This is a genomic window from Pseudomonas gingeri, assembly GCF_013385635.1.
Taxonomy (GTDB): Bacteria; Pseudomonadota; Gammaproteobacteria; order Pseudomonadales; family Pseudomonadaceae; genus Aquipseudomonas; species Aquipseudomonas gingeri_A.
Map to the genome: position 1 here is coordinate 40,909 of NZ_JACAPR010000016.1, position 24,266 is coordinate 65,174.

General features: G+C 63.7%; 19 protein-coding genes. 12 read left to right on the plus strand and 7 right to left on the minus strand.

Annotated elements, in window-relative coordinates; all coding sequences use genetic code 11:
• Positions 1-39: 39 nt before the first annotated feature.
• A complete protein-coding gene (locus tag HX851_RS44335; RefSeq protein WP_177056257.1) occupies positions 40-513 on the minus strand; it encodes a WbuC family cupin fold metalloprotein in 474 nt (157 codons plus the stop codon).
• Positions 514-516: 3 nt separating this feature from the next.
• Entirely contained in the window at positions 517-1,074 is a 558-nt protein-coding gene (locus HX851_RS44340; RefSeq protein ID WP_177056258.1) for a hypoxanthine-guanine phosphoribosyltransferase, read from the minus strand.
• Positions 1,075-1,279: 205 nt separating this feature from the next.
• Between HX851_RS44340 and upp the strand changes: the two genes are divergently transcribed.
• Positions 1,280-1,918: a uracil phosphoribosyltransferase gene (gene upp, locus HX851_RS44345; protein ID WP_177056259.1), complete on the plus strand. Its 639-nt coding sequence runs from the start codon at positions 1,280-1,282 to the stop codon at positions 1,916-1,918.
• A 2-nt stretch (positions 1,919-1,920) separates the two neighbouring features.
• Positions 1,921-3,195 carry a uracil-xanthine permease family protein gene (locus tag HX851_RS44350; protein WP_177056260.1) on the plus strand — a complete coding sequence of 425 codons (1,275 nt, stop codon included), beginning with the start codon at positions 1,921-1,923 and terminating at the stop codon, positions 3,193-3,195.
• Positions 3,196-3,369: 174 nt separating this feature from the next.
• Here the strand turns inward: HX851_RS44350 and hemH are convergent, their stop codons facing one another.
• Complete coding sequence (hemH, locus tag HX851_RS44355) at positions 3,370-4,395, minus strand: ferrochelatase (protein WP_177056261.1); 1,026 nt, start codon at positions 4,393-4,395, stop codon at positions 3,370-3,372.
• 13 nt (positions 4,396-4,408) lie between these two features.
• On the minus strand, positions 4,409-5,311 hold the full coding sequence (locus tag HX851_RS44360) for a TIGR01777 family oxidoreductase (protein ID WP_177056262.1): 903 nt from the start codon (positions 5,309-5,311) through the stop codon (positions 4,409-4,411).
• A 195-nt stretch (positions 5,312-5,506) separates the two neighbouring features.
• Here HX851_RS44360 and HX851_RS44365 point away from each other — a divergent pair, with 195 nt between their 5' ends.
• The 10 genes from HX851_RS44365 to HX851_RS44410 all read left to right on the plus strand — a co-directional run bounded on the left by HX851_RS44365 (position 5,507) and on the right by HX851_RS44410 (position 14,699).
• Positions 5,507-6,493: an NAD(P)/FAD-dependent oxidoreductase gene (locus HX851_RS44365; RefSeq protein ID WP_177056263.1), complete on the plus strand. Its 987-nt coding sequence runs from the start codon at positions 5,507-5,509 to the stop codon at positions 6,491-6,493.
• The gene (locus HX851_RS44370; RefSeq protein WP_177065988.1) at positions 6,490-6,705 is read left to right on the plus strand and encodes a TIGR02450 family Trp-rich protein; all 216 of its coding nucleotides are present in this window, start codon (positions 6,490-6,492) and stop codon (positions 6,703-6,705) included. The genes HX851_RS44365 and HX851_RS44370 overlap by 4 nt, the downstream gene beginning before the upstream one ends.
• Before the next feature lie 113 nt (positions 6,706-6,818).
• Complete coding sequence (locus HX851_RS44375; RefSeq protein ID WP_177065989.1) at positions 6,819-7,787, plus strand: YbgA family protein; 969 nt, start codon at positions 6,819-6,821, stop codon at positions 7,785-7,787.
• Positions 7,788-7,789: 2 nt separating this feature from the next.
• Positions 7,790-8,719 (plus strand): MerR family transcriptional regulator, encoded by a 930-nt coding sequence (locus tag HX851_RS44380; protein ID WP_177056266.1) that lies wholly within the window; start codon positions 7,790-7,792, stop codon positions 8,717-8,719.
• Between the two features lie 29 nt (positions 8,720-8,748).
• Complete coding sequence (gene phrB / locus HX851_RS44385) at positions 8,749-10,194, plus strand: deoxyribodipyrimidine photo-lyase (RefSeq protein ID WP_177056267.1); 1,446 nt, start codon at positions 8,749-8,751, stop codon at positions 10,192-10,194.
• A complete protein-coding gene (locus HX851_RS44390; RefSeq protein WP_177056268.1) occupies positions 10,187-10,609 on the plus strand; it encodes a nuclear transport factor 2 family protein in 423 nt (140 codons plus the stop codon). The genes phrB and HX851_RS44390 overlap by 8 nt, the downstream gene beginning before the upstream one ends.
• Complete coding sequence (locus HX851_RS44395; protein WP_177065990.1) at positions 10,606-11,388, plus strand: SDR family NAD(P)-dependent oxidoreductase; 783 nt, start codon at positions 10,606-10,608, stop codon at positions 11,386-11,388. The genes HX851_RS44390 and HX851_RS44395 overlap by 4 nt, the downstream gene beginning before the upstream one ends.
• Positions 11,385-12,632, plus strand: a complete 1,248-nt coding sequence (locus HX851_RS44400; protein ID WP_177065991.1) for an NAD(P)/FAD-dependent oxidoreductase — start codon at positions 11,385-11,387, stop codon at positions 12,630-12,632. Before HX851_RS44395 ends, HX851_RS44400 begins: the two co-directional genes overlap by 4 nt.
• Positions 12,629-13,441: a DUF1365 domain-containing protein gene (locus HX851_RS44405; RefSeq protein ID WP_177056271.1), complete on the plus strand. Its 813-nt coding sequence runs from the start codon at positions 12,629-12,631 to the stop codon at positions 13,439-13,441. The genes HX851_RS44400 and HX851_RS44405 overlap by 4 nt, the downstream gene beginning before the upstream one ends.
• Positions 13,428-14,699, plus strand: a complete 1,272-nt coding sequence (locus HX851_RS44410) for an SAM-dependent methyltransferase (RefSeq protein WP_177065992.1) — start codon at positions 13,428-13,430, stop codon at positions 14,697-14,699. The genes HX851_RS44405 and HX851_RS44410 overlap by 14 nt, the downstream gene beginning before the upstream one ends.
• Before the next feature lie 9 nt (positions 14,700-14,708).
• Here the strand turns inward: HX851_RS44410 and HX851_RS44415 are convergent, their stop codons facing one another.
• The 3 genes from HX851_RS44415 to HX851_RS44425 are packed head-to-tail and all read right to left on the minus strand — an operon-like array spanning position 14,709 to position 24,183.
• Positions 14,709-17,171, minus strand: a complete 2,463-nt coding sequence (locus tag HX851_RS44415; RefSeq protein WP_177065993.1) for a hypothetical protein — start codon at positions 17,169-17,171, stop codon at positions 14,709-14,711.
• Complete coding sequence (locus tag HX851_RS44420) at positions 17,168-19,582, minus strand: dermonecrotic toxin domain-containing protein (RefSeq protein WP_177065994.1); 2,415 nt, start codon at positions 19,580-19,582, stop codon at positions 17,168-17,170. Before HX851_RS44420 ends, HX851_RS44415 begins: the two co-directional genes overlap by 4 nt.
• Positions 19,579-24,183: a hypothetical protein gene (locus HX851_RS44425; protein ID WP_177065995.1), complete on the minus strand. Its 4,605-nt coding sequence runs from the start codon at positions 24,181-24,183 to the stop codon at positions 19,579-19,581. Before HX851_RS44425 ends, HX851_RS44420 begins: the two co-directional genes overlap by 4 nt.
• Between the last annotated feature and the right edge of the window lie 83 nt (positions 24,184-24,266).

Below are 24,266 nucleotides of genomic sequence, written 5' to 3' on the forward strand. Positions count from 1 at the left end.
TGTCGTTAGTCGGCTAATGATACGGCAAAGCATGGGACTTCAGTCGAACTGCGCGCGCATCCAGGCCTGGTACGCGGCGACACCCGCCTCGCCTTCACGCGGCGCCCAGGCCGCCATCTCGCCTTCGCCCACCGGACGATAGGGACCCGCCTTGCACTCGAACATGACGCTGTCGGCTTCCAGCACCACCAGGCCATGGAACACCCCGGCCGGCAGGTCCACACCCGGGCAATCGCCACCGGCCTGCAGCACCCGCTTGTCCAGCAACGCACCCGTTTCATCGAACACCAGCAGACCCAGGCAACCCTTGAGTACCAGCAGGGTTTCCGCCTTGTCCGCACTCAGGTGCCGATGCGGTGGAATATAAGTGCTTGGCTGCAAGCCAACCGCCATGCGGTGGCACGGCTCGTCCATCTGGTGAAAGTTGTGGTGCGTGCGCCCGCGAGGGCTGTCCGTGGCCTTGCCGGCCAGGTCGGCAAACAACGCTTGATCGAGAAAGCTCGGCGCGGCCATGGGTTACATGCCCTTGACGGCAAAGATGCCGGCGGCGTTGCGCCAGTAGCCCTTGTAGTCCATGCCGTAGCCGAAGATGTAACGGTCGATGCACGGCAGGCCGACATAATCCGCCTTCAGGTCCGGGCGCGCCTTGCGGTCGTGATCCTTGTCGATCAGTACGGCGGTGTGCACCTGGCGGGCACCGGCATGCTTGCAGAAGTCGATGATCGCACCCAGGGTGTGGCCTTCGTCGAGGATGTCATCGATGATCAGCACGTCGCGGTCGATGAACGAGACTTCCGGCTTGGCTTTCCAGAACAGGTCGCCGCCGCTGGTTTCGTTGCGATAGCGGGTGGCATGCAGATAGGACGCTTCCAGCGGGAAATCGAGGTAGGTCAGCAATTTGCCGGAGAAGATCAGGCCGCCGTTCATCACGCAGAACACCACCGGATTGCGCTCGGCCAGTTCGGCATTGATCTGCGCGCCGACCCGGGCGATGGCCGCTTCGACTTCGTCGTTGGTGTACAGGCAGTCGGCTTCGCGCATGACTTGACGGATATGCTCGAGATCAGCGGACATGGCGCTCTCCATAGGGGGCTTGTATAGGATAGGGGGCGTGTATAGGGCTCGTGCACGGAGCTGCGCAAGAAAAGCCGGCAAAGGTACGCACCCCGAAGGGCCAGATCAAGGGTTTCTGGACTAACGTATTAGCGTTCTATAGGACATCTTCCCCGGATAGATTAATCTAGGCCGGTTTTTTTGCCCGCCGTCGGAGCCTTTCCCCATGCCCATCCGTGAGATCCGCCATCCGCTGATCCGTCACAAGCTCGGCCTTATGCGCCGCGCTGACATTAGCACGAAGAACTTCCGTGAGCTCGCCCAGGAAGTCGGTGCGTTGCTGACCTATGAGGCGACCAAGGACCTGCCCCTCGAAACCTACGATATCGAAGGCTGGTGCGGCACCGTGCAGGTCGAGAAAATCGCCGGCAAGAAAATCACCGTGGTGCCGATCCTGCGCGCTGGCATCGGCATGCTCGAAGGCGTGCTCAGCCTGATCCCGGGCGCCAAGGTCAGCGCCGTGGGCGTAGCCCGCAACGAGGAAACCCTCGAAGCCCACACCTACCTGGAAAAGCTGGTCCCGGAAATCGACGAACGCCTGGCAATGATCATCGACCCGATGCTCGCCACCGGCGGTTCGATGGTCGCGACCATCGACCTGCTGAAGAAAGCCGGCTGCAAGGATATCCGTGCGATGGTCCTGGTGGCGGCTCCCGAAGGTATCGCCGCGGTCGAGAAAGCCCACCCGGACGTGACCATCTACACCGCCTCCATCGATCAGAAACTCAACGAGCACGGCTACATCATCCCGGGCCTGGGCGATGCCGGTGACAAGATCTTCGGCACCAAGCAGAAGGACGCCTGAACATGCCGGATGAGTTCAACGACCCGCTCTGGCGCACGGTGCTGTCTGGCGCACAGATGCTCTTCGTGGCTTTTGGCGCCCTGGTGTTGATGCCGCTGATCACCGGCCTCGACCCCAACGTCGCGCTGTTCACGGCGGGCCTGGGGACTCTGCTGTTCCAACTGGTCACCGGGCGTCAGGTGCCGGTGTTCCTCGCCTCGAGCTTCGCCTTTATCACCCCGATCATCCTCGCCAAGGGCCAGTTCGGCCTGGCGGCGACCATGGGTGGGGTGATGGCGGCCGGTTTCGTCTACACCTTCCTGGGCCTGGCGGTGAAGATCAAGGGCACCGGTTTCATCGACCGGCTGCTGCCGCCGGTGGTGATCGGTCCGGTGATCATCTCCATCGGCCTGGCGATGGCGCCGATTGCCGCGAACATGGCGATGGGCAAGGCCGGTGACGGATCCGAACTGATCCATTACCAGACCGCCATGCTGATCTCGATGCCGGCCCTGCTGACCACGCTGATCGTGGCGGTGTTCGGCAAGGGCATCTTCCGCCTGGTGCCGATCATCTCCGGGGTCCTGGTGGGGTTTGCGATGTCGTTCTACTTCGGCGTGGTCGATACCGCGAAGATCGCGGCCGCGCCCTGGTTCGCCCTGCCGCACTTCACCGCACCGGAGTTCAACTGGCAGGCAATCCTGTTCATTGTTCCGGTGGCGCTGGCCCCGGCCATCGAGCATATCGGCGGGGTGATCGCCGTGGGCAGCGTGACCGGTCGCGACTACCTGAAAAAGCCGGGCCTGCATCGCACCCTGCTGGGTGACGGCATTGCCACCACCGCGGCCGGCCTGTTCGGCGGTCCGCCCAACACCACCTATGCCGAAGTGACCGGCGCGGTGATGCTGACCAAGAACTACAACCCGAAAATCATGACCTGGGCGGCGATCTTCGCCATCAGCCTGGCCTTTATCGGCAAGTTCGGCGCCCTGCTGCAAAGCATCCCGGTGCCGGTGATGGGCGGGATTCTCTGCCTGCTGTTCGGTTCGATTGCCGCGGTGGGGATGAATACCCTGATCCGCCACAAGATCGACCTGGGCGAGGCGCGCAACCTGGTGATCGTCTCGGTGACCCTGGTCTTCGGTATCGGTGGCGTGCTGGTGGGCACCGGCACCGGGCCGGACGACTTCGGCCTCAAGGGCATCGCCCTGTGCGCCGTGGTGGCAATTGCGCTGAACCTGTTGCTGCCGGGCAATGACGGCTGGAAACACAAGAAAGGCGACGAGCCATTGTTGTAAGGCTCATGTTTGCTCTTACGGTGCCGTGTTGTACGCAGATCTGCGATTCAACACAGAACTGCAGGAGCCGGCTTGCTGGCGATCCAGGCGACGCGGTTTGACAGAAAACCGCACCGCTGCCATCGCCAGCAAGCCGGCTCCTACAAGGTTCAGCAGGGTTTCCACGATTTGCCTCTACAGGGCCAGCGGCGCCCGCTCACAGAGCGTATTCAACGCCGCCGCCCACTGCGGTTCATCGTTCAGGCACGGCACCAGCACCAACGCCTCGCCCCCCGCCGCGATAAACTGCTCGCGTCCGCGATCGCCGATCTCCTCCAGCGTCTCGATGCAATCGGCGACAAATGCCGGGCACATCACCAGGATCTTCTTCACCCCGGACTTGGCCAGCTCGTCCAGACGTGCCTCGGTGTAGGGTTCGATCCACTTCGCACGACCCAACCGCGACTGGAACGATACCGACCACTGCCCTTCGGCCAGCCCCATGCGCTCGGCAAACGCCGCCGCTGTGCGCAGGCACTGGGCGCGGTAGCAGGTCGCGAGCACTTGCGGCGAGGCGTTCCTGCAGCAATCGGCGTCCTTGAAACAATGACTGCCGGTGGGGTCGAGCTTGGTCAGGTGGCGCTCCGGCAAACCATGAAAGCTCAGCAGCAAGTGATCGAAGCCCTGCTGCAGATGCGGCCGTGCGCTCGCCACCAGCGCATCGAGGTACTCCGGCTGGTCGTAGAACGGTTGCAGGATGGAAAACTGCACATCGAGCCTGCGCTCGCGCACCACCCGCCGGGCCTCTTCGATCACGGTGGTCACCGTGCTGTCGGCAAACTGCGGATACAGCGGTGCCAGGGTCACCTTGCGGATGCCCTGGCCGGCCAGCCGGGTCAGCACCGTCTCGATCGACGGCTCGCCATAACGCATGGCCAGCTCCACCGGCCCCTGACTCCACTGGGCGCTCATCTGCTGCTGCAGGCGCCGGCTCAGCACCACCAGCGGCGAGCCCTCGTCCCACCAGATCGAGGCATAGGCATGGGCCGACTGCTCGGGACGCTTGATCAGGATCAGCGACACCAGCAAGCGCCGGATCGGCCACGGCAAGTCGATCACATACGGATCCATCAGAAACTGATTGAGGTAACTGCGCACGTCCGCAACCGAAGTGGAAGCCGGCGAACCCAGGTTGACCAGTAGCAGCGCGTGATCGGTCATGCAATGTCCTATGTCAGAGGCGACCCGACAGATCGTCGAGGGCCGCGGGCAGATCGGTAAACTGAAATACAAAGCCCGCCGCCAACAGGCGATGGGGCACCGCGCGCTGGCCGCCGAGCAGCAACAGCGACAACTCGCCCAGGCCAACCCGCAACGCCAGGGCCGGCATCGGGATCACCGCCGGGCGATGCAGCACCTCGCCCAGGGCCTTGGCGAACGCACGGTTGCGTACCGGTTTCGGGGCACAGGCATTATAAGGACCGCTGGCGTCGTCGCGGTGCAGAAGAAAATCAATCAGGGCGATTTGATCCTGCACATGAATCCACGGCATCCATTGCCGACCATTGCCGATAGGCCCGCCCAGGCAGAGTTTGAACGGCAGCAGCAGGCGCGACAAAAAGCCGCCCTCGGCAGCCAGCACCAGGCCGGTTCGTACCAGCACCACACGGATACCCAGGGACTGCGCGCGTTGCGCGGTTTCCTCCCAGGCGATGCACAACTGGCTGGCGAAATCCTCACTGACCGGCGGCGAATCCTCCGTCAATTCACGTTCGCCGCCATCGCCATACCAGCCCACCGCCGAGCCGGAGATCAGCACCGCCGGGCGTTGCTCACGCCCCTCGAGCCAGGCCAGCAGGGTTTCGGTCAGCTGGATCCGGCTGCTCCACAGCAACGCCTTGCGCCTGTGGGTCCAGGGGCGGTCGGCAATCGGTGCACCGGCCAGGTTGATCACCGCATCCAACGGCTCACCAGCCAGGTCTTCCAGATGGCGCACGCCACGTACCTGCGACCCGCACAGACGGGCCACTTCGTCGGGCCGACGGCTCCAGACCGTCAAGCGGTGTCCTTGTGCCGACCAGTGCTTGCACAACTGGCGCCCGATCAAACCAGTACCGCCTGTCAGCAATATGTGCATGAAAGCGTCCTCGCGTAACGTTTTGTCGGGAGCGTTAGTCTATTTTTATAAACAGGGCTCTTTTCTTCTCGACAGAATATGTGTTTAACAATAGGACAGCTTCAGACGACAGGAAGGTCGCAACTTATACCTAAAATCAAGATTGTACAGGTTTTACCGACGGCGTAGTCTGTGCAGACAGGTAACGAGGCCCCTATGACTGTACCTATCGCAATAATTGGTGCCGGTATCGCCGGACTCTCAGCCGCCCGCGCCTTGCAGGATGCCGGGCACGCCATCGAACTGTTCGATAAAAGCCGCGGCAGCGGCGGACGCATGTCGAGCAAACGCAGCGACGCCGGATCGCTGGACCTGGGCGCACAGTACTTCACCGCCCGCGACCGGCGTTTCGTCAACGAAGTGCAACGCTGGCAGAGCCAGGGCTGGGTCGCCGAATGGGACCCGACGCTCTACACCTGGCAGAACGGCCAGTTGAATCTGTCGCCGGACGAGCAGACCCGCTGGGTCGGCGCCCCGCGCATGAGCGCCATCACCCGCGGCCTGCTGGGGGACCTGCAAACCCATTTCAGTTGCCGCATCACCGAAGTGTTCCGCGGCAAACAGCACTGGCACCTGCAGGACGCCGAAGGTTTCACCCACGGCCCGTTCAGCCACGTCATCATCGCCACGCCGGCGCCCCAGGCCACCGCCTTGCTCGCCGCCGCGCCGAAACTCGCCGGGGCCGCCGCCGGGGTACAGATGGAGCCGACCTGGGCCATTGCCCTGGCATTCGAGACCCCGCTGGATACACCGATGGAAGGCTGCTTCGTACAGGACAGCCCGCTCGACTGGCTGGCCCGCAACCGCAGCAAACCGGGACGCGACGACAAGCTCGACACTTGGGTCCTGCATGCCACCAGCAGTTGGAGCAAACAGCACCTGGACCTGTCCAGGGAAGCCGTGATCGAACACCTGCACGGGGCATTCGCCGAACTGCTGCACATCACCATGCCCGCCCCGACCTTCACCCTCGCCCATCGCTGGCTCTACGCCCGCCCGGCCGGTGCGCGCGAATGGGGTGCCCTGGCCGATGCCGACCTGGGCCTGTACGTGTGTGGCGACTGGTGCCTGTCCGGTCGTGTCGAAGGCGCCTGGCTCAGCGGCCAGGAAGCCGCCCGCCGGCTGCTGGAACACCTGGCGTGAATCGGATCAATCCACGCAAGCTGCTGCTGTCGAAGTGGACAGCAGCCCGCCCGCAAAACCGTGAAAAACATTTCCTGGTCACCGAATTGTTCTGCGATGAGATCGGCACGGTACTGGAACTCGAACTGCAAGCGGTGCTGACCCGACGCAATCAACGCGTCGCCTGGCAGACCCTGCAGGACGCCGCCAGCTGGCGGATGGGCTGGAAATAGCTGCCCCAAGGAAAACCTGTACAAAAAAATTGACTTGTACAATACAGAACCTATGATGAAATTTAGTTGTACACGCCAACCAGCTTGTACAAATAAATCTCCGAGGTTCGCCCATGTCCCTGCCCACCACAACTCTGCGCAAACCGAAGATCGCCATCAGTGCCTGCCTGATGGGCGCCGAGGTGCGCTACAACGGTGGGCACAAGGAGTCGCGACTGTGCAGCCGCTCCCTCAACGAGTATTTCGATTTCCTGCCGGTCTGCCCGGAAGTCGCGATCGGCCTGGGCACACCCCGCGAACCGATTCGCCTGGTGGGTGATCCGCAGCGCCCCAAGGCCGTCGGCACGGTTCATCCCGACAACGACGTGACCGAGGCGCTGGCCGACTACGGCACGCGGATGGCGGGCGAGCTCACGGATATCTGCGGCTATATCTTCATGCAGAAATCGCCGTCCTGCGGGCTGGAGCGGGTCAAGGTATACCAGGATCGCGGCCGCCCCGCCGAACACGCCGGCCGCGGCATATTCGCCCAGGTCTTCTGCGCCCGGCACCCCGACCTGCCGGTGGAAGAAGAAGGCCGTCTGAACGATCCGGTGTTGCGGGAAAACTTCCTGACCCGGGTCTTCGCCTATGCCGCCTGGCAGGAGCTGTGCGCCAGCGGCCTGAGTCGCCGTGGCCTGACCGACTTCCACTCGCGCTACAAGTACCTGCTGATGGCGCACAACCCGTTGCAGTACAAGGTCCTCGGCCATCTGCTGGGCAGCATGGGCAAGTCGGATCCGAACGAGATCGGCCCGCGCTACTTCAGCGAACTGATGGCCGCGCTGAAGAAATGCGCGACCCGCCGTACCCATACCAATGTCCTGCAACACCTCAGCGGCTACCTGAAGCAATCCCTCAGCGCCGCGGACAAGCAGGAAATGCAACAGCTCATCGGCCAGTACCGCCTCGGCATCATCCCGCTGGTGGTGCCGCTGACCCTGCTCAAGCACCACTTCCGCCAATACCCCGATCCCTACGTGGCCCTGCAGGTCTACCTGCAACCCCACCCGGAAAACCTCAGCCTGCGGAACGCGATCTGACCATGTCCATTGCCGAAGACGACGAAGCCAATCCCGACTATGCCGGCGCACTGGCCGCCGGCTGGCTGCCGATCCGCGAAGTGGCCCGGCAGACCGGCGTCAATGCCGTCACCTTGCGGGCCTGGGAGCGGCGCTACGGGCTGATCGTGCCGCACCGCACGCCCAAGGGCCATCGGCTGTTTTGTGCCGAACACGTGCAACGCATCCAGGCGATCCTCACCTGGTTGAATCGCGGCGTGGCCGTGCGCCAGGTCAAGCAGTTGCTCGACGCCCCGCAGCCGCTCGCCGAAGCCCCGGAAAACGACTGGCACCGCCTGCACCACAATCTGGTGCGGGCCATCACCCGACTGGATGAACGCCAGGTCGATGAAAGCTTCAACCAGGCGATGTCGCTGTACCCGCCCCGCACGGTCTGCGAGCAGTTGCTGATCCCGCTGCTGGCGGAACTCGAACAACGCTGGCAGAGCCAGTTCGGCGGGCAGATGGAGCGGGCCTTCTTCTACTCCTGGTTGCGCAGCAAGCTCGGCGCGCGGATCTATCACAACAATCGCCAGCTCAAGGGCGCGCCACTGCTGCTGGTCAACCAGTCGGACCTGCCACTGGAACCGCAGCTGTGGTTGACCGCCTGGCTGGCCAGCAGCGCCGACTGCCCGGTGGAGGTCTTCGACTGGCCGCTGCCGCCCGGCGAACTGGCCCTGGCCGTCGAGCACCTGAAGGCCCGGGCCGTGGTCCTGTATTCCAGCAAGGCGTTGAACCTGACCGGCCTGCCCCGGCTGCTCAGCGGTATCGGTCGCCCCAAGCTGATCGCCGGTGCCGCGGTGTGCATCCACTTTGCCGAACTGTCCGTATATAGCGACGAGAACCCTGATGTGAGCCTGGCCGAAGACCCGTTATCAGCCCACCAGGGCCTGACCCGGCTCGGACTGCTCTAGTGCTCTCGCCCATGGCCCAAGGAATGACTATGCAATTGTTCTGGCTGCGCACCGACTTGCGCCTGCATGACAACACCGCCCTGACCGCCGCTGCCCGGCGCGGCCCCACGGCGGCGGTGTACCTGCTGACACCCGCCCAGTGGCAAGCCCACGACGATGCCCCGTGCAAGATCGACTTCTGGCTGCGCAACCTGCGCGAACTGAGCCAGGCCCTGGCCGCCCTCCATATCCCCTTGCTGATCCGCCATGCCGATACCTGGGACCAGGTCCCCGCGGTCCTGCTCGAGTTGTGCCAGGACCTGCGAATCGAAGCCCTGCATCTCAACGAAGAATATGGCGTACACGAAACCCGTCGCGACCAGGCCGTGGCCAAGGCCGTCGAAGCCCACGGCATCGGCTTTCACAGCTATCTGGACCAACTGTTCTTCAAGCCCGGTAGTGTACTGACCCGCACCGACAGCTACTTCCAGGTCTTCAGCCAGTTTCGCAAGGTCTGCTACAGCCGCCTGCACGGCGCGCTGCCGGCCATGGTCGAAGCACCCAGGGCGCAGTTGCCGCTGAGCCTGGGCAGTGACCCGATTCCCGCTGAAATCGCCGGTTTTCCAACACCGCCCCAGGCCCTGCGTGACCTCTGGCCCGCAGGAGAAGCCGAAGCCCGGCGGCGCCTGGACAGCTTTGCCGACCAGCAGATCGACTATTATCAGAGTGAACGGGATTTCCCGGCCAAACCCGGCACCAGCCAACTGTCCGCCTACCTCGCCGCCGGCGTGGTCTCTCCGCGCCAGTGCCTGCACGCCGCACTGCAGAACAACCAGGGCGAATTCGACAGCGGCAATATCGGCGCCGTCACCTGGATCAACGAGCTGCTCTGGCGCGAGTTCTACAAACATATCCTGGTGGGCTATCCACGGGTTTCGCGGCACCGGGCATTCCGCCCGGAAACCGAAGCCGTGGCCTGGCGCGATGCCCCACAGGAGCTGGCGGCCTGGCAGGAGGCCCGCACCGGCCTGCCGATCATCGACGCGGCCATGCGCCAACTGCTCGACACCGGCTGGATGCACAACCGCCTGCGCATGGTCGTGGCGATGTTCCTGACCAAGAACCTGCTGATCGACTGGCGCGAAGGCGAGCGCTTCTTCATGCGCCACCTGATCGACGGCGACCTGGCGGCCAACAACGGCGGCTGGCAGTGGAGTTCGTCCACCGGCACCGACTCGGCGCCCTACTTCCGCATCTTCAACCCGATCAGCCAGTCGGAGAAATTCGACAGCGAAGGCCTGTTCATCAAGCACTGGCTGCCGCAACTGGCGGGGCTGAACAAGAAGGAGGTGCACAACCCGGCAGCCCTTGGCGACCTGTTCGGCGTCGCCGACTATCCACGGCCGATCGTCGACCTGGGAAAAAGCCGCGAACGCGCCCTGGCCGCTTTCAGAAACCTGCCGTCGCGGCTGGATGCCGGAGGCGTGCATGAGTGACTTCCTGCACCACTTCGTCCAGCGCTTCAGTGCCCTGGACAAGAACAACCTGCACCTGCTCGACCAGTTGTACAGCACCGACGTGCTGTTTACCGACCCGTTGCACGAGGTCAGCGGCCTGGCGGACCTGCAGCGTTATTTCGCCGATATGTACAGCAACATCTGCGAGCTGAACTTCGATTTCCATGGGCTCGACCAGGTCCGCGAAGGCGAAGGCTATCTCCGCTGGAGCATGAACTATCGCCATCCCAGGCTGGCCAGGGGCAAGCCGATCCATGTCGAGGGTTGCTCCCATCTGCTGTGGATCCACAAGGTCTATCGCCACCGGGACTATTTCGATGCCGGGGCCCTGCTCTATGACCACCTGCCCTTGCTCGGACACGCCACCGCGTGGCTGAAAAGGAGAGTCGCATGAGCCGCCCCCCCGCAAGGCGGATCTGGCTGACCGGCGCCAGCAGCGGGATAGGTGCCGCCATGGCCGAAGTGTTGCTCAAGAGCGGTGCCCAACTGGCCGTCAGCGCCCGCAATGTGCAAACGCTGGAAGCCCTCGACAGGCGCTATCCGGGCCAGGTGCTGCTGGTTCCCGGCGACCTGACCGACAGCCGGCAGGTGCGCGAGATCGGCGAACGCATCAAGCAGGCCTGGGCCAATCTCGACACGGTGATTCTCAACGCTGGCACCTGTGAATATGTCGATGCCCAGGCGTTCGATGCCTCGATCGTCGAAAGGGTGGTGCGCACCAACCTGCTTGCCAGCAGCTACTGTATCGAGACCGCACTGCCCCTGCTCAGGGGCGGGAGCGAACCGCACCTGGTGGGTATCGCCAGCGCCGTGACCTTCCTGCCGCTGCCCCGCGCCGAAGCCTACGGGGCCTCGAAAGCCGGCATGCGCTACCTGTTCGAATCCCTGCGTATCGACCTGGCCCACGAGGGTATCGACGTCACCATCGTCAGCCCCGGTTTCGTCGACACACCGCTGACGCAGAAGAACGATTTCCCCATGCCCGTGAGCTGGCCGGCCGACAAGGCCGCCGACTACATCTGCGAGAGACTGCACAAACACCCGCTGGAAATCAGCTTCCCGGCGTTGTTCATGGCCGGGCTCTGGCCACTGTCGCGCCTGCCCAAGCGCCTGCAACTGGCGATCGGCAAGCGCATGGCGCGCAATGGCGGCAAGGACAAGGACCCCTCATGAAAATCGCCCTGATCGGCAGCGGCATCGCGGGCCTGACCTGCGCCTACCTGCTCAACCGCAATCACCAGATCACCCTGTTCGAAGCCGCCGACTGGGTCGGCGGGCATACCCATACGGTGGACGTCACGGTGAATGGCAAGCAGTACGCCATCGATACCGGCTTCATCGTTTTCAACGACTGGACCTACCCGAATTTCATCCGCCTGCTCGGCCAGCTCGGCGTGGGCTACAAAGCCACCGAGATGAGTTTTTCGGTACGCGATCCGGCGGCCGACCGCGAATACAACGGCAATACCCTCAACAGCCTGTTCGCCCAGCGCCGCAATCTGTTGTCACCCGGTTTCTGGGGCATGTTGCGCGACATCCTGCGCTTCAACCGCCAGGCCCTCGACGACCTGCAACAGCAACGCATCGCCGCCGACACCACGCTCGGCGCCTACTTGCATGACGGCGGTTATGGCGAGCGCTTCATCCAGCACTACATCGTGCCCATGGGCGCGGCGATCTGGTCGATGTCGCTGGCGGACATGCTCGGTTTTCCGCTGCAGTTCTTCGTGCGGTTCTTCAAGAACCACGGCCTGCTGTCGGTCAGCAACCGACCGCAATGGCGGGTGATCGACGGCGGTTCGAGTCGTTATGTCGAGCCGTTGATCGCCGGCTTCCGCGAGCGCATTCGTCTCAACTGTGCGGTGACCCGGGTCGAGCGTGACGGCCAGGGCGTGGTTATCCACAGCGCCGCCGGCAGCGAACGCTTCGACAAGGTGGTGTTCGCCTGCCACAGCGACCAGGCCCTCGGGTTGCTGGCCGAGCCGAGTGCCGCCGAGCAGCAGATTCTCGGGGCGCTGCCCTACGCCGACAACGAGGTGGTGCTGCACACCGACACCCGCCTGCTGCCGGACCGCCCGCTGGCCTGGGCCAGCTGGAACTACCGCCTCGGCGGCGATGGCCTGCGCCTGGCCGCCGTGACCTACAACATGAATATTCTCCAGGGCATCCGCAGCGACACCACCTTCTGTGTCAGCCTCAACCAGACTGCCGCTATCGATCCGAGCAAGGTTCTGGCCCGCTACACCTACGCCCACCCGCAATACAGCCTGGCCGCCGTTGCCGCGCAGAATCGCTGGGAGCAATTGTATGGCGAACGACATACCTACTATTGCGGTGCCTACTGGGCCAACGGCTTCCACGAAGACGGCGTGAACAGCGCCCTGCGCGTGGCCGGGGCCTTCGGTGAATACCTGTGAACAGCGCCCTGTACAGCGGCTGGATCGCCCACCGCCGGTTTGCGCCACGGGCCCATGCCTTCCGCTACCGCATCGGTCTGCTGTACCTGGACCTCGCCGAACAGAACCAGGTGTTCGGGCTGTCGGCGCTGGCCGGACGCAGTCGCTTTGCGCCCTTCGCCTTCCGCGAAACCGACTACCTGCGCACCTGGACCCGTCAGGGCATGCCGCTGATCGAGGCGGTACGCGAACAGGTCGCCCAGGCTCTCGGGCGTACTCCGCAAGGTGCCGTGCGCCTGCTGACCCAGGCCCGCAGTTGGGGTCTGGCGTTCAACCCGGTGAGCTTCTTCTATTGCTTCGATGCCGACGGGCGCCTGGCGGCGATCCTCTGCGAAGTCACCAACACGCCCTGGGGCGAGCGCTACCACTATGTGCTGCCCGCCGATGGCGAGGGCCACCAGCATGTCGCGGTGGCCAAGGCGTTCCATGTCTCGCCGTTCCTGCCACGGGACCTGGAATACCGCATGAGCTTCAGCCAGCCCGCCGAACGGCTGGGCGTGCACATGGCCGACTGGCAGGGTGAACGGAAGGTCTTCGACGCCACCCTCAACCTGCAACACGAAGCCCTCAGTCGCGCCAGCCTGCACCGCTACCTGTGGCGCTTTCCCTGGATGACCGCCAAGACCTGCCTGGCGATCTACTGGCAGGCCCTGCGTCTGCTGCTCAAACGGACGCCGATCTTCTCCCACCAGGCCGCCGATGGCCCCTTTGGTATTGCCGCCGCGCAAAACAAGGAACACTTCAAGGAAAAGCGTCATGAAAAGTTCTAGCCTGGTGACCAAAGCCAACCTGTTCAGCACCAACACCCTGACCACCAGTCTGTTGCGCCGGGGCGTGCTGCGCCAGCTCGGTACCCTGCGCCACGGCCAGTTGCTGCTGGTGGAGGACGGCGAGCGCCAGTTGTTCGGGACCGTCGGCGAAAGCCTGCTGGGGGAGATCCATATCCACGACCCGGCGGCCTGGGGCATGGTCGCCGGCAATGGCTCGATCGGTGCCGGCGAGGCCTTTATCCACGGCTACTGGAGCACCCCTGACCTGACCGCCGTGGTCCGGGTGTTTGTCAGCAATCTCGACGTGCTCGATGCCATGGAGGGCGGCCTGGCCAGGCTCGCTCGCCCCTTCGTCCAGGCCCTGCACTGGCTCAACCGCAATACTCGCAAGGGTTCGCGCAAGAACATCGAGGCGCACTATGACCTGGGCAACGCGCTGTTCGAGCAGTTTCTCGACCCGACCATGATGTACTCCGCCGGGCAGTTCCTCAGCCCCGAGGACTCCCTGGAACAGGCGCAGTTGAACAAGCTCGAACGCATCTGCCAGAAGCTCGACCTGCAACCGGGCGATCACCTGCTGGAGATCGGCACCGGCTGGGGCAGCATGGCGATCTATGCCGCGCAGCATTACGGCTGCAAGGTCACCACCACCACGTTGTCGAAGGAACAGTTCGCCTACACCCGGAAACGTATCGACAGCCTGGGCCTGCAAGACCGGGTCACCCTGCTACTGGAAGACTACCGCGATCTCGGCGGCCAGTACGACAAGCTGGTGTCCATCGAAATGATCGAAGCGGTCGGCCACCAGTTCCTCGCCAACTACTTCAAGCAGTGCGCGCACCTGCTCAAGAGCGACGGCCTGATGCTGTTGCAGGCCATCACCATCCGTGACCAGCGCTACGAGCAGGCGAAGAACACGGTCGACTTCATCCAGCGCTACATCTTCCCCGGCGGAGCCCTGCCCAGCGTGCAGAAAATGCTCGACGTGGTCAGCCGCGAAACCGACATGAACCTGCTGCACATGGAGGACTTCGGCCTGCACTACGCGCGCACCCTGCGCCTGTGGCACGAAAACTTCCGCCGGGCCCACGGCCGCCTGGGCGAACTGGGCTACGACGACTACTTCCTGCGGCTGTGGGAGTTCTACCTGTGCTACTGCGAAGGCGGTTTCCTCGAACGCACCATCGGCACCGCCCAGCTGCTACTGGCCCGACCGACAGCTCGAACGCAGCCGCTGCTCGGGCGCTTCGACAGCTAAGGGCAGCTTCTAGAGCTGGCGCAATTGCTCACGCACCACGACTTCCCGTTCCGGGGCATTGAAAAACAGCTGGCGCGCCATGGTCAGGCTGACCTCACTGCGCCAGATCCGGAACACCTCCCTGGCTCGTCCGGGTTGCCCCTGGCGGATGCGCTCGAAGCGCTCCTGCTCGGCCCGGAGCTGCGCCTTGATCCCGAGAAAACGCTCGGCCCAGCGCTTCAGATGGGCACCATGGGCTTGTGGCCTGCCGTCCTTGCCCAGGTCGCCGCGCCTCACGAACAACTCCTCCGGGGCGGCTTTATCGGGATAGTGGAAATGCGCCACCCAGAGATTCTTCCCAGACGCCTTGTCACGCACCACATACTCCTGGAGGAAATCATCCTTGCCCAGTCTTGTGCGCGGCCCGTTGCGGAAGATATCGACCTCGTTGCGCTCCTTGAGAAACAGCAGCCGCTCGGTATCCGGCGCACTCGACTTGGTCACGGCAATTCGCGCCAGCAATCCTTCATGCCTGACCGTCCCGGCCTGGAGACGCAGTTCCGCAGCCTGCACCTTGCCGGCGGAAGCTTCGCTTTGCGTCACGGAACGGTCCGACTCGGCTAGCGCCCGGTCGATCTGCCCGGCCAGCGTCTCCAGCGCCCGCGCCCGCACTTCGAGCACATCCTGCAGATAGACCGGGTCCTTGGCGGCCGGGATCTGCCGCCTGGCTATCTCGACTTCCCGGCCGGCTCGGCGGATCTGACTTTCGGCCATCTGCACCAGGCGATTGAGGCCCGGCTGCGGCTGCGGTCTGGGCAAGGGGCTCGCCGGCTTGGGCAACGGCTGCCAGTAGCCATCCTCTTCCTCGACAAAGGCGTCGATCGGTCTGCCGGTCTGGGGATCCATCAACTCGACGACCTCATGACCATCCTGGGGCGTTTCTCGAACATAACCGAGATAGTTTTTCCTGCGGCGGGTACGGATGACTTTCCGGGGCTTGCCGGCTTGTTCCGTTGGTACGTCAGGCTCGTCTTGCCCTGGGGCCTGCGCCTCGATGCGTTCGACCAGGCTCTGCTCGGCTTCCTGTTGCAACTCGACCAGGCGCCGGACAAACAGATCGCCCCAGACCAGACCGGCACCTTGTGGCAACAAGCCGGTCTTGTACTCGAGCATGGCCAGTGCTTCGTTGTATTGACTCACGCAGGTGTCGAGCACTGCCCTGTCCGCCTCCGCAGTCAGGGGCGAAGCGGATCGCGGATCCAGAATGGACTGGGAGGCCAAGGCACTGCGCAGATCGTTGAACTTCATCCAGATATCGCCCTCAAGCTGCCGCGGATCCAGCTCCCTGAAGCAATACAGCCCGAGCCGGCACGCCCGAATGGCTTTCAAACCACGCACATTGCTGCCCTTGCCCCGGATATCGCGGATGGCCTGGTAATCCGTCAGATTCCGGTTGCGATGCTGGCTCAGTTCGGCAAACGCCTGCTCCTCTCGCTCCGCCCAATCGATATACAAGTCCGCGAGACGGTTTTCTCGCTGCTCTACCTGTTGCTTTTCCGGCAAGACGTGGCCGGAATCACCCTGATAGGGCAAGTGCTCAATGATCCGCAGACAACGAGTCTCGGCGATCTTTGTGCCGTCCAGGGCAACCTGCATCCCCATGACAAACCGATGCAAGGTGTCAAAGAGTGTGTCCTTGTAGCCCTGCATAAATAACGTTTCGTTCATCCGCAGTTCGTTGATCTGTTGCTCGTAACCATCGACAAAGGCTTTTACCCGGTCGCCGAGCCGGTCCATACGGGTGAACCACTGCTGGTCGGTATAGCGGTCGGGGTTGCCTTCCATGGCTCTCAAGACATCCGCCTCGGGAAACAGCGCCTGGGCACGTTGCCCCTGCTCCGTAACGCGCGCCCTCCATTCCTCCATGAAGCGCGAACCGACCCGCTCCCGCTGTTCCTGCTCCCGACGTTTTTCTTCAAGCAGCGCGGCGGTTCTTTTCCCGACGCGCGCTCCCGGGCGCCCCGATCCGCCACGCAGACGCAGCTTCAAGTCCGGTGTCCACTTTCCCGCGCCATCGCTTTTCAGATAAAACCCTTCGCTGCGACCGTCCGGCGCGACCACCCGGACATTGCCCTCGCTATCGGTCTTCACGGCAAACAGCCAACCACCGAAGTAAGCCGCCAGCCGGTTCGAGTCCTTCAAGCGGATCAGCCCCCGCAGATCACCGGACGCGATAACTTCCCCCAGGGTCCGCGGCTCGGGCCAGGGATGCGGATAAATCTTCAAGGTGAACGAACTGGCACTCGGACGCGAAGAGACCGTACCGGGCGCCACGGGGTTGTCCAGTTTCATCGGCAGCGGCCGGTCCGGCCCTTCGCTGATCGTCGCCCGGTGCGGCGGGCGATGACCCTCGTCTATCGGAATCTGCTGCGGTGCCTTGGCGCGCGCCTGCCGATGAGTCAGGCGATGCCCGAGAATAAAGGCGATATTCACCAGGACATCGGCCCAGGCGCTGGCCTTGGCCCCGGGGTCCTTTCCTGCAATCGGCGAAAGTCGGCATCGACACTGGCAACCACGGCGAAAATCCAGCCGGCCACCGCTGCCGGGCCGCGGATAAACATCAGCACCACGTTGAACAGTTGCCAGCCGCCTTCCTTCAAGGTGTTCCAGCGCAATTCGGCATTGGACACCGATTGCCGGTCCGCCAGGGCAATCAGGGTCCTGGCCAGCGAGCCGAACAGATGATGCAGGTAGTCTCCCCCGACCACTTCATCAGCGAGCGTGGCCGGTGCCACCGGCAACAACGCGGCAAAATCGTCCTCGAACGAGCGCCGCAGATGGGGCTCGATAAAACCGCCATTGGCGTAGGTACGTCGGGCCTGATCGCTCAACCAGGTCAGGACGCCGTCCTGCAAGGCGCCGGGTTGCCCGAGCGCCTCGAACAGCGCCGCCAGCGTCGGGTATTGCAGCAGGGGTTCGACGGGCGGCGTGGGTCGGACATCGTTGTCGTGAGGACAAAAGTCCTTGCCCGGTGCCGACTGCAACTGCTGGAAGACCGAGGCCTGCGGGCCGGCCTTGGCGAGCAGCGGACGATAGAGAATGAACGGGCCGTGGCGAGTGTCCCGCGGGCCGATAATGAACATGGACGCCACGACATCCGCTGGCGCATCGGTTTCGGCCTGGAAGGCCAGGGGACGCAGGACGATCTCCTGGCCATTCACCTGGCGCTTCGCCGCGTCGCGCTGCATGACCGCGTCGACACAGCGGTATCCCGACTCGTCGAAGTTCGCTTCGCCACGAATCTTCAGCTCCAGCGCCGCCATGGGCAATTGCACCCGCAGTTGCTCGCTGAACAGGTCTTCGCGACGCCGCGCCTCATCGACATCATCGATAAGCCGGGCCTTGAGCGCCTCCAGGTAGGTTCGTCCGATATCGACAAACGTCACCAGCCCCTTCACGTAGTCCGGGGTCAGCCATTGGGGCAGCGGTTTTTCCACGTCACAGTGGCGAATGCTGATCTTCATCTTCGCATGCCGGAAGCCGCCGAGATTCTCCAGGGCAAACTCGGTCAGGCTCATGCGCACCTTTTCCACCGTCCCCAGCGCTCCTCCCGCGCCCCCGGCAGCGGCCACCGCAATGACCTTGTCGAGTTCCAGGCGGATATCATCGGGGTTGGCGATATCGGCGGCTGGCGGATGATCCTCGCCCATCTTCTTCAGCAGCGCCCTGACGGCGAAACCCGGCAGATCACCGACGTCGTCAATAAAGGCCTTGCCGCCTGACGCGCGCTGCACATCGGCCAGCTTTTCCAGCAGAGTGCGGTAGGCGCTGATGTCTGCGCTCGACGCTGCCAGCAACCAATGTGGCAAGCCGTCACTGAGCGCCGCCAGCGCTTCGGGCAACTCGACCACGGTATGGGGCTCTACCCGCACCGGGGTGAAAAACCAGGCATCGGGACGGGTAATCGCATCGAGTCGATGTTGATAGTCCTCGAGCGTCCACTCGGTATCGAGGACGATCAACGAAATCGCCTGGAGCTGGTTTTCCAGCAGGGCTTCGGCAAGGCTGGCGAAGGCCTGTTCCAGTTGCGTATCCGCGTCGCCCTGCTGCCACAGCAGATGCTCGCGGTACTCGATATCCCGGCCATTGGCCCGGGCACTCATGAACAACGGCAGCAGTTGTCCGAGATCGGTGCTGTCGGCCCTGAACAGGCCCTTGGCCAGGCTGAGCAGCAGCGGGTTCTGCTCGATCCCCCGTTCCTTGCGGCGGGCCACCAGCACCGGCAGGGCTTCGGGATAGGCACCGCCCCATCGGTCCTTGCTCACCGCCTGTACGCCATAGAGGGCAAGCTGCTGCTCGGGCCTTTGCAGATCGATCGACAGAAAGGCCCGATGCTGTTCGCGGTCGGCGGACAGGATCCGCACCAGTATCGTGCCAAGACGAGCACAGCGACTGCTGCCTTGCCCATCCTGCGCGTTCCAGTAGTCGACCAATGCCTGTTGATAGAGTTGCAGCAGGATATCGCCCCACGACCCGAGCACGGTCTGGATGGCCGGGGCATCCACCACAAGGCGGTCGCCGGGCAAACTGTCGAGCCGGATCTCCAGCACATGCTCGGCAGTAAAGACCGGCGCGACCCCGGTAGTGAAATGCTCCAGCACGAGGTCGACCACGGCACGGTACTGATAGCCGCCCGAGAAGCGTTTGCCATCGCGCTCCAACCATTGGAGTTTGCCGACATACAGGTGCTCGGCATTGCGCTGTGGGTTCCAACTGCTGAAAAAATGCCCCTGGATGACCGACAAGGCCACCTCTCGCAACGTCGGCGGATGGGCGAACAGCGCCTTGGCCGCCTCGATCTCCTGCTCCAGCGACAGGCCCGGCAGTGTGATGGTGTCATTCATGGTTGAATCCTCAGTTGCTCCAGCAGCGTCGCCGCCACGTCATCAGCATTGAAAAAGAACTGGCGGGCCATGGGCAGGCTGATCGCACTGCGCCAGATATCCACAGCCGTCTGTGCACGGCCGGGCTGGCCCCGGCGGATGCTTTCGAAACGCGCGCCTTCGGCACGGGCCTGGGCCTTGGGGCCGAGAAAACGTTCTTCGCGGGTTTTCAGGTGGGCGGCCCCGGGGATGAACAGATCATCGTTCGGTGCCAGGTCGGGGTAATGGAAATGGGCGACCCAGAGCAAGGCACTCTTCTTGCCCGCGGCCGCCTTGTCGAGAATCAGATATTCCTGCAGGTAGTCACGGGACTTGAGCAGACTGCGCGGGCCGTTTCTCCTGATCTCGATGGCACCCTGGCGCTGCAGGAAGTCGACCCGTGCCATGTCCGGCATGCTCGCCTTGGTCGCCTCGATCCTGATCAACAGCCCCTTGTTGACCAGTTCAAGGGACAATGCCCGCAAGTTGCTCACGTGTGTCTGCGCGTTGACCCGCTCGGGTGACGCTTGCGCCGCCGCCAGACTGCTGTCGAGCTGATCGGCCAGCCGGTCGAGTGTTTTCGCTTCACCCTCCAGCACATCCTGCAGATACACCGGGTCCCTCACCGGTTGCTTCAACCTGACGGCCCGGTCGAGCATCCGCGCCAGTTCCTGCCGGGCATTGAGCAGCTCGGTGCGCGCCCTCTGCATCTGCGCACCGGCCTCCTTGACCAGCCGCTTGAACCCGACCTGCGGCCGGACAGCGGCAGGCACAGGAGTCGGCTCGGGCGCCTTGACCTCCTCCCAGTAACTGCCGCTGTCGCTTTGCTGAAACACGCGGACTTCATCTTCGACGGCTATTTCCACGGTCTCACGGGCCTGGCCGGCGGCCGCTGGCCTGACCTTGCCCAGGTAGAGGCCGCCCCTGGAGCCACGGGTCTGGATAAGCCCGGGGATTTTCTCCAGTTCCTCCTGGGCCGCGACATCACTGGCCTGTTCGTCGAGCAACTCGCTCAACGACTCCAGCGCTTCGTCACGCAGTTGCCCGATCAGTTCGAGCAGGCGTTCGGTATAGGGCAGTGCCGTGCCCGCCGGCTGCTGGTGCCGCCAGAATTCGAGGGTCTGCAGACCCGCCACATAGTTTTCGACGCAGGTATTGAGCACACGCCGACGGCGCCTTGCCGGGATGTCCGCATCCTGCTCCAGATTGACCCGCGAGCGGCCCGCCATGGCCATCTCCTGGGTCTTGTCCCGCAGGGACAGGTTGATCTGTTCGCCGCCCTCCAGCTCATGCAGACTCAACCAGCGCAGGGCCTGGAGTTGCGACAGGCGCGTTTCCAGCTCCAGCGGTGCATCCGGGGTCTGGCTGAAAACCTGGTCGCGGGTCTTGCTCCCCAGGCCCGCATAATTGTCCAACTGCTCGTTGACGCGCTGTTCCTTGCGATGCCAGTCGAACATGCGGTCATTGGCTGCAACCCTGCTTTTCTGGTAGGCCAGGATGCCGTCATAGAGCCTGGAGTCCGCGTTGGCATAAGCGGTCTGGGCCAGTTCGAGCTCAGCAGCAGAGGGGCGCTGCTCCTCACGGACCCGGCTCAGGACTTCCAGCGCCTCACGACAGCCGCCCAGCTGGATACCGAGGAATGCGCATACGGAGTCCTTCCATCGGGACATTGTCGCGACCCTGGCATACTCTTCGCGCAAGACGACGCTCTGGCCCATCAGGTCGAACGCCTTTTCTGCTTCCTGCAGGTAACGTTGCCGGGCTTTGCCGATCACCTCGGCGTCAGTCCCCTGCTCCTTGAGCTTCAAGTCGGCCCGTGCGGCGGAAGCCGCGAGTGTCGCCCGCCGCCCTTGTACGACAATGTCGTTGTGCCGCTCTTCCAACACCTTGGCCGCCGCCTTTTTTTCGACCTTTATCTGCGCAATGGTCTTGCGTCCGCCCCGCCCCGAGCCACCGCGCAGACGCAGCTTCACATCCAGGCTCCACTCGCCGGCCTCGGTGCTTTGCAGATAGAAGCCTTCGCGACTGCCGTCCGGCGTGATCATCCTCACGCCGCCCCCGGCCTCTTCCCGGACCCGATACAGGCGCCCGCCGATATAGGTGGCCAGATAGCCCGTGTCTTTCAGCCGGATCAGTCCCTTGAGCTCGCCGTCGGCGATCACCGTACCGAGTGACTCGGCGCTCGGCCAGGGCCGGTCGTAGCGGCGCAGCAACAGGTCGTCGATCTGGATGCGGCGCTGCCCGGAGGGCGCCCGGGCCGTCGCCTCCAGGTGCATGGGCAACGGCAGGTCGGCCCCTTGCGCGACATAAGGCCGGCTCACCTCGGGTGGCGCCACGCTGAGCGGTATCTCCTCGCGAGCGGATGAGGAAGCCCTGGCGCCGGCGAGATGATGACTGAGGATAAAGGAAAGATTGACCAGCACATCGGCCCAGGCACTCGCCTGCCCCTCACCGTCCCAGACCTGCAACTGGCGGATATCGCGGTCGACGCTGGCCACCACCGCATAGATCCAGCCCGCCACGGCCGCCGGGCCACGGATGAACATCAGCAGCACATTGAACAGCTGCCACGCCCCCTCCTTGAGCTGGGCCCAGCGTTGCTCGGCGTTGGACACCGATTGCCGGTCGGCCAGTTCGATCAGCGTGCGCGCCGTCGAGGTGAACAGGTGATGCAGACAGTCGCCGTCGACCACGGCGTCACTCAGACGGGCCGGCGCCGGGGTTGAAAAGGCGGCGAAGTCATCTTCGAAAGATCGCGGCAGGTGCGGTTCCTGGAAGCCGCCGTGGTCGTACAGTCGCCGGGCCCGGGAACTCATCCAGGTCAGGACGCTGTCCTGGAGCGCGCCCTCCTGCCGGATGGCCGCGAACACGGCGTCGAAGGTTTCGTACTGGTGCAAGGGTTCGAGCGTCGGCGTCGGCCGGGCATCGTTATCGTCGGCACACAAGGGGCCCCCGGACGTTGCCTGGAAGCCCAGGAGCGCTGACTCATGGGCACCAGCCTTGGCGAACAACGGGCGATACAACACATGCGGCCCATGACGGATATCCTTCGGCCCGATGATAAACATCGACGCCACTTCATCGACCGCAGCATCCGCTTCGGCGCGAAAGCCCAGGGGCCTGAGCACGATTGTCTGGCCATCGACCTGCCGCTGCGCCGCGGACGGTTTCATCAGTGCCTCGATGTACCGGAAACCCGCCTCGCTGAAACCGGCCTGAGCCCTGATCTTCAGTTCCAGCGCCGCCATGGGCAATTGCACCCGCAGTTGCTCGCTGAAGAGTTTTTCCCGACGCCGGGCCTCCTCCACGTCGTCGATAAGCTTGGCGCGCAGTTCATCCAGATAGGTCTTGCCGATATCCACCGCGGTGACCAGGTGCCTGATATAGTCCGGGGTCAGCCAGGCCGGTACGGGTGATTCGACGGCGCAGTGCCTGACCGACAGGCGCATTTTCGAATGATGGAAGCCACCCAGATTCTCCAGGGCGAACTCGGTCAGGGTCATCCGCACCTTTTCAATACTGCCCAACGCACCGCCCCCGCCACCGGCCGTCGCCACTGCAATGACCTTGTCGAGTTCCAGATGGATATCGTCGGGGCTGGCAATTCCCAGCGGTTCGGGATGCTCCTCACGGATTTTGTCCAGCAGGGCTTGCCGGGTGAAACTCATCAGGTCGCCGATGCCCTCGAGAAAGGCCTTGCCGCGCGCAGCACGTTGCACACGCGCCAACTGATCGAGCAGATCACGGTAGCGCTCGATGTCCCGTGGATCGGCACCGAGCAACCAGTAAGGCATTTCATCGCGCAACGCCGTCAGTTCCTCGGACAGTTCACGAACGGCATGGGGCTGCGCCGGCACCGGTGTGAAAAACCAGTTGTCGGGGCGGGTGATGGCGTCGAGTCGCTGCTGGTAATCCTCGATCGACCATTGAAGATCACGGCCGATCAGCGAAATCTCCTGAAGCTGGTTCTCCAGCAACGCCTGGCCAAGAGAGGCAAAGGCCTGCTCAAGCAGCTCGTCGGGATCCCCCTGCTGCCAGAGCCGGTGCTCGTGATACTCGATATCGCACCCTTCGGCCCGGCGGCTCATGAACAACGGCACCAGTTGTCCCACTTCCGTGGTGTCGGCCCTGAACAGCCCGTGGGCCAGACTGAGCAATAGCGGCGCCTGCTCGACTTCACCCTCCCAGCGGCGGGCAACCAGTACCGGCAGCGCTTCAGGGTAGTAGCCGCCCCACGAGTCCTTGCTCACCGCCCGCAGGCCATAGAGCGCCAGGCGCTGCTCGGGCTTCTGCAGATCGACCGTCAGGAAGGCTCGGTAGTGTTCACGGTCGCTGGCCAGGATCCGCACCAGCAGCGCGCTGAGGCGCTGAAAGCGACTGGCGCCCTGGGTATCCTCCTCGTTCCAGTAGTCCACCAGCGCCTGTTGATAGAGCTCAAGCAGAATATCGTCGCACTGGCCGGGCAGCGCCTCGGAGGCCGCCAAGGCCACGTCCGACAAAGTCGGAGGGTGGGCGAAAAGCGCCTTGGCCGCGGCGATCTCCTGCTGCAGCGACGAGCGAGGCGCCGTATTGCTTTCCGTCATGTCTGACTCCCTGCAAATAAGTGCAGTAGACAAGGAGCAGAACAACACCTGGAGGTATCCGGCTATCGCCATGCGCTTTATTC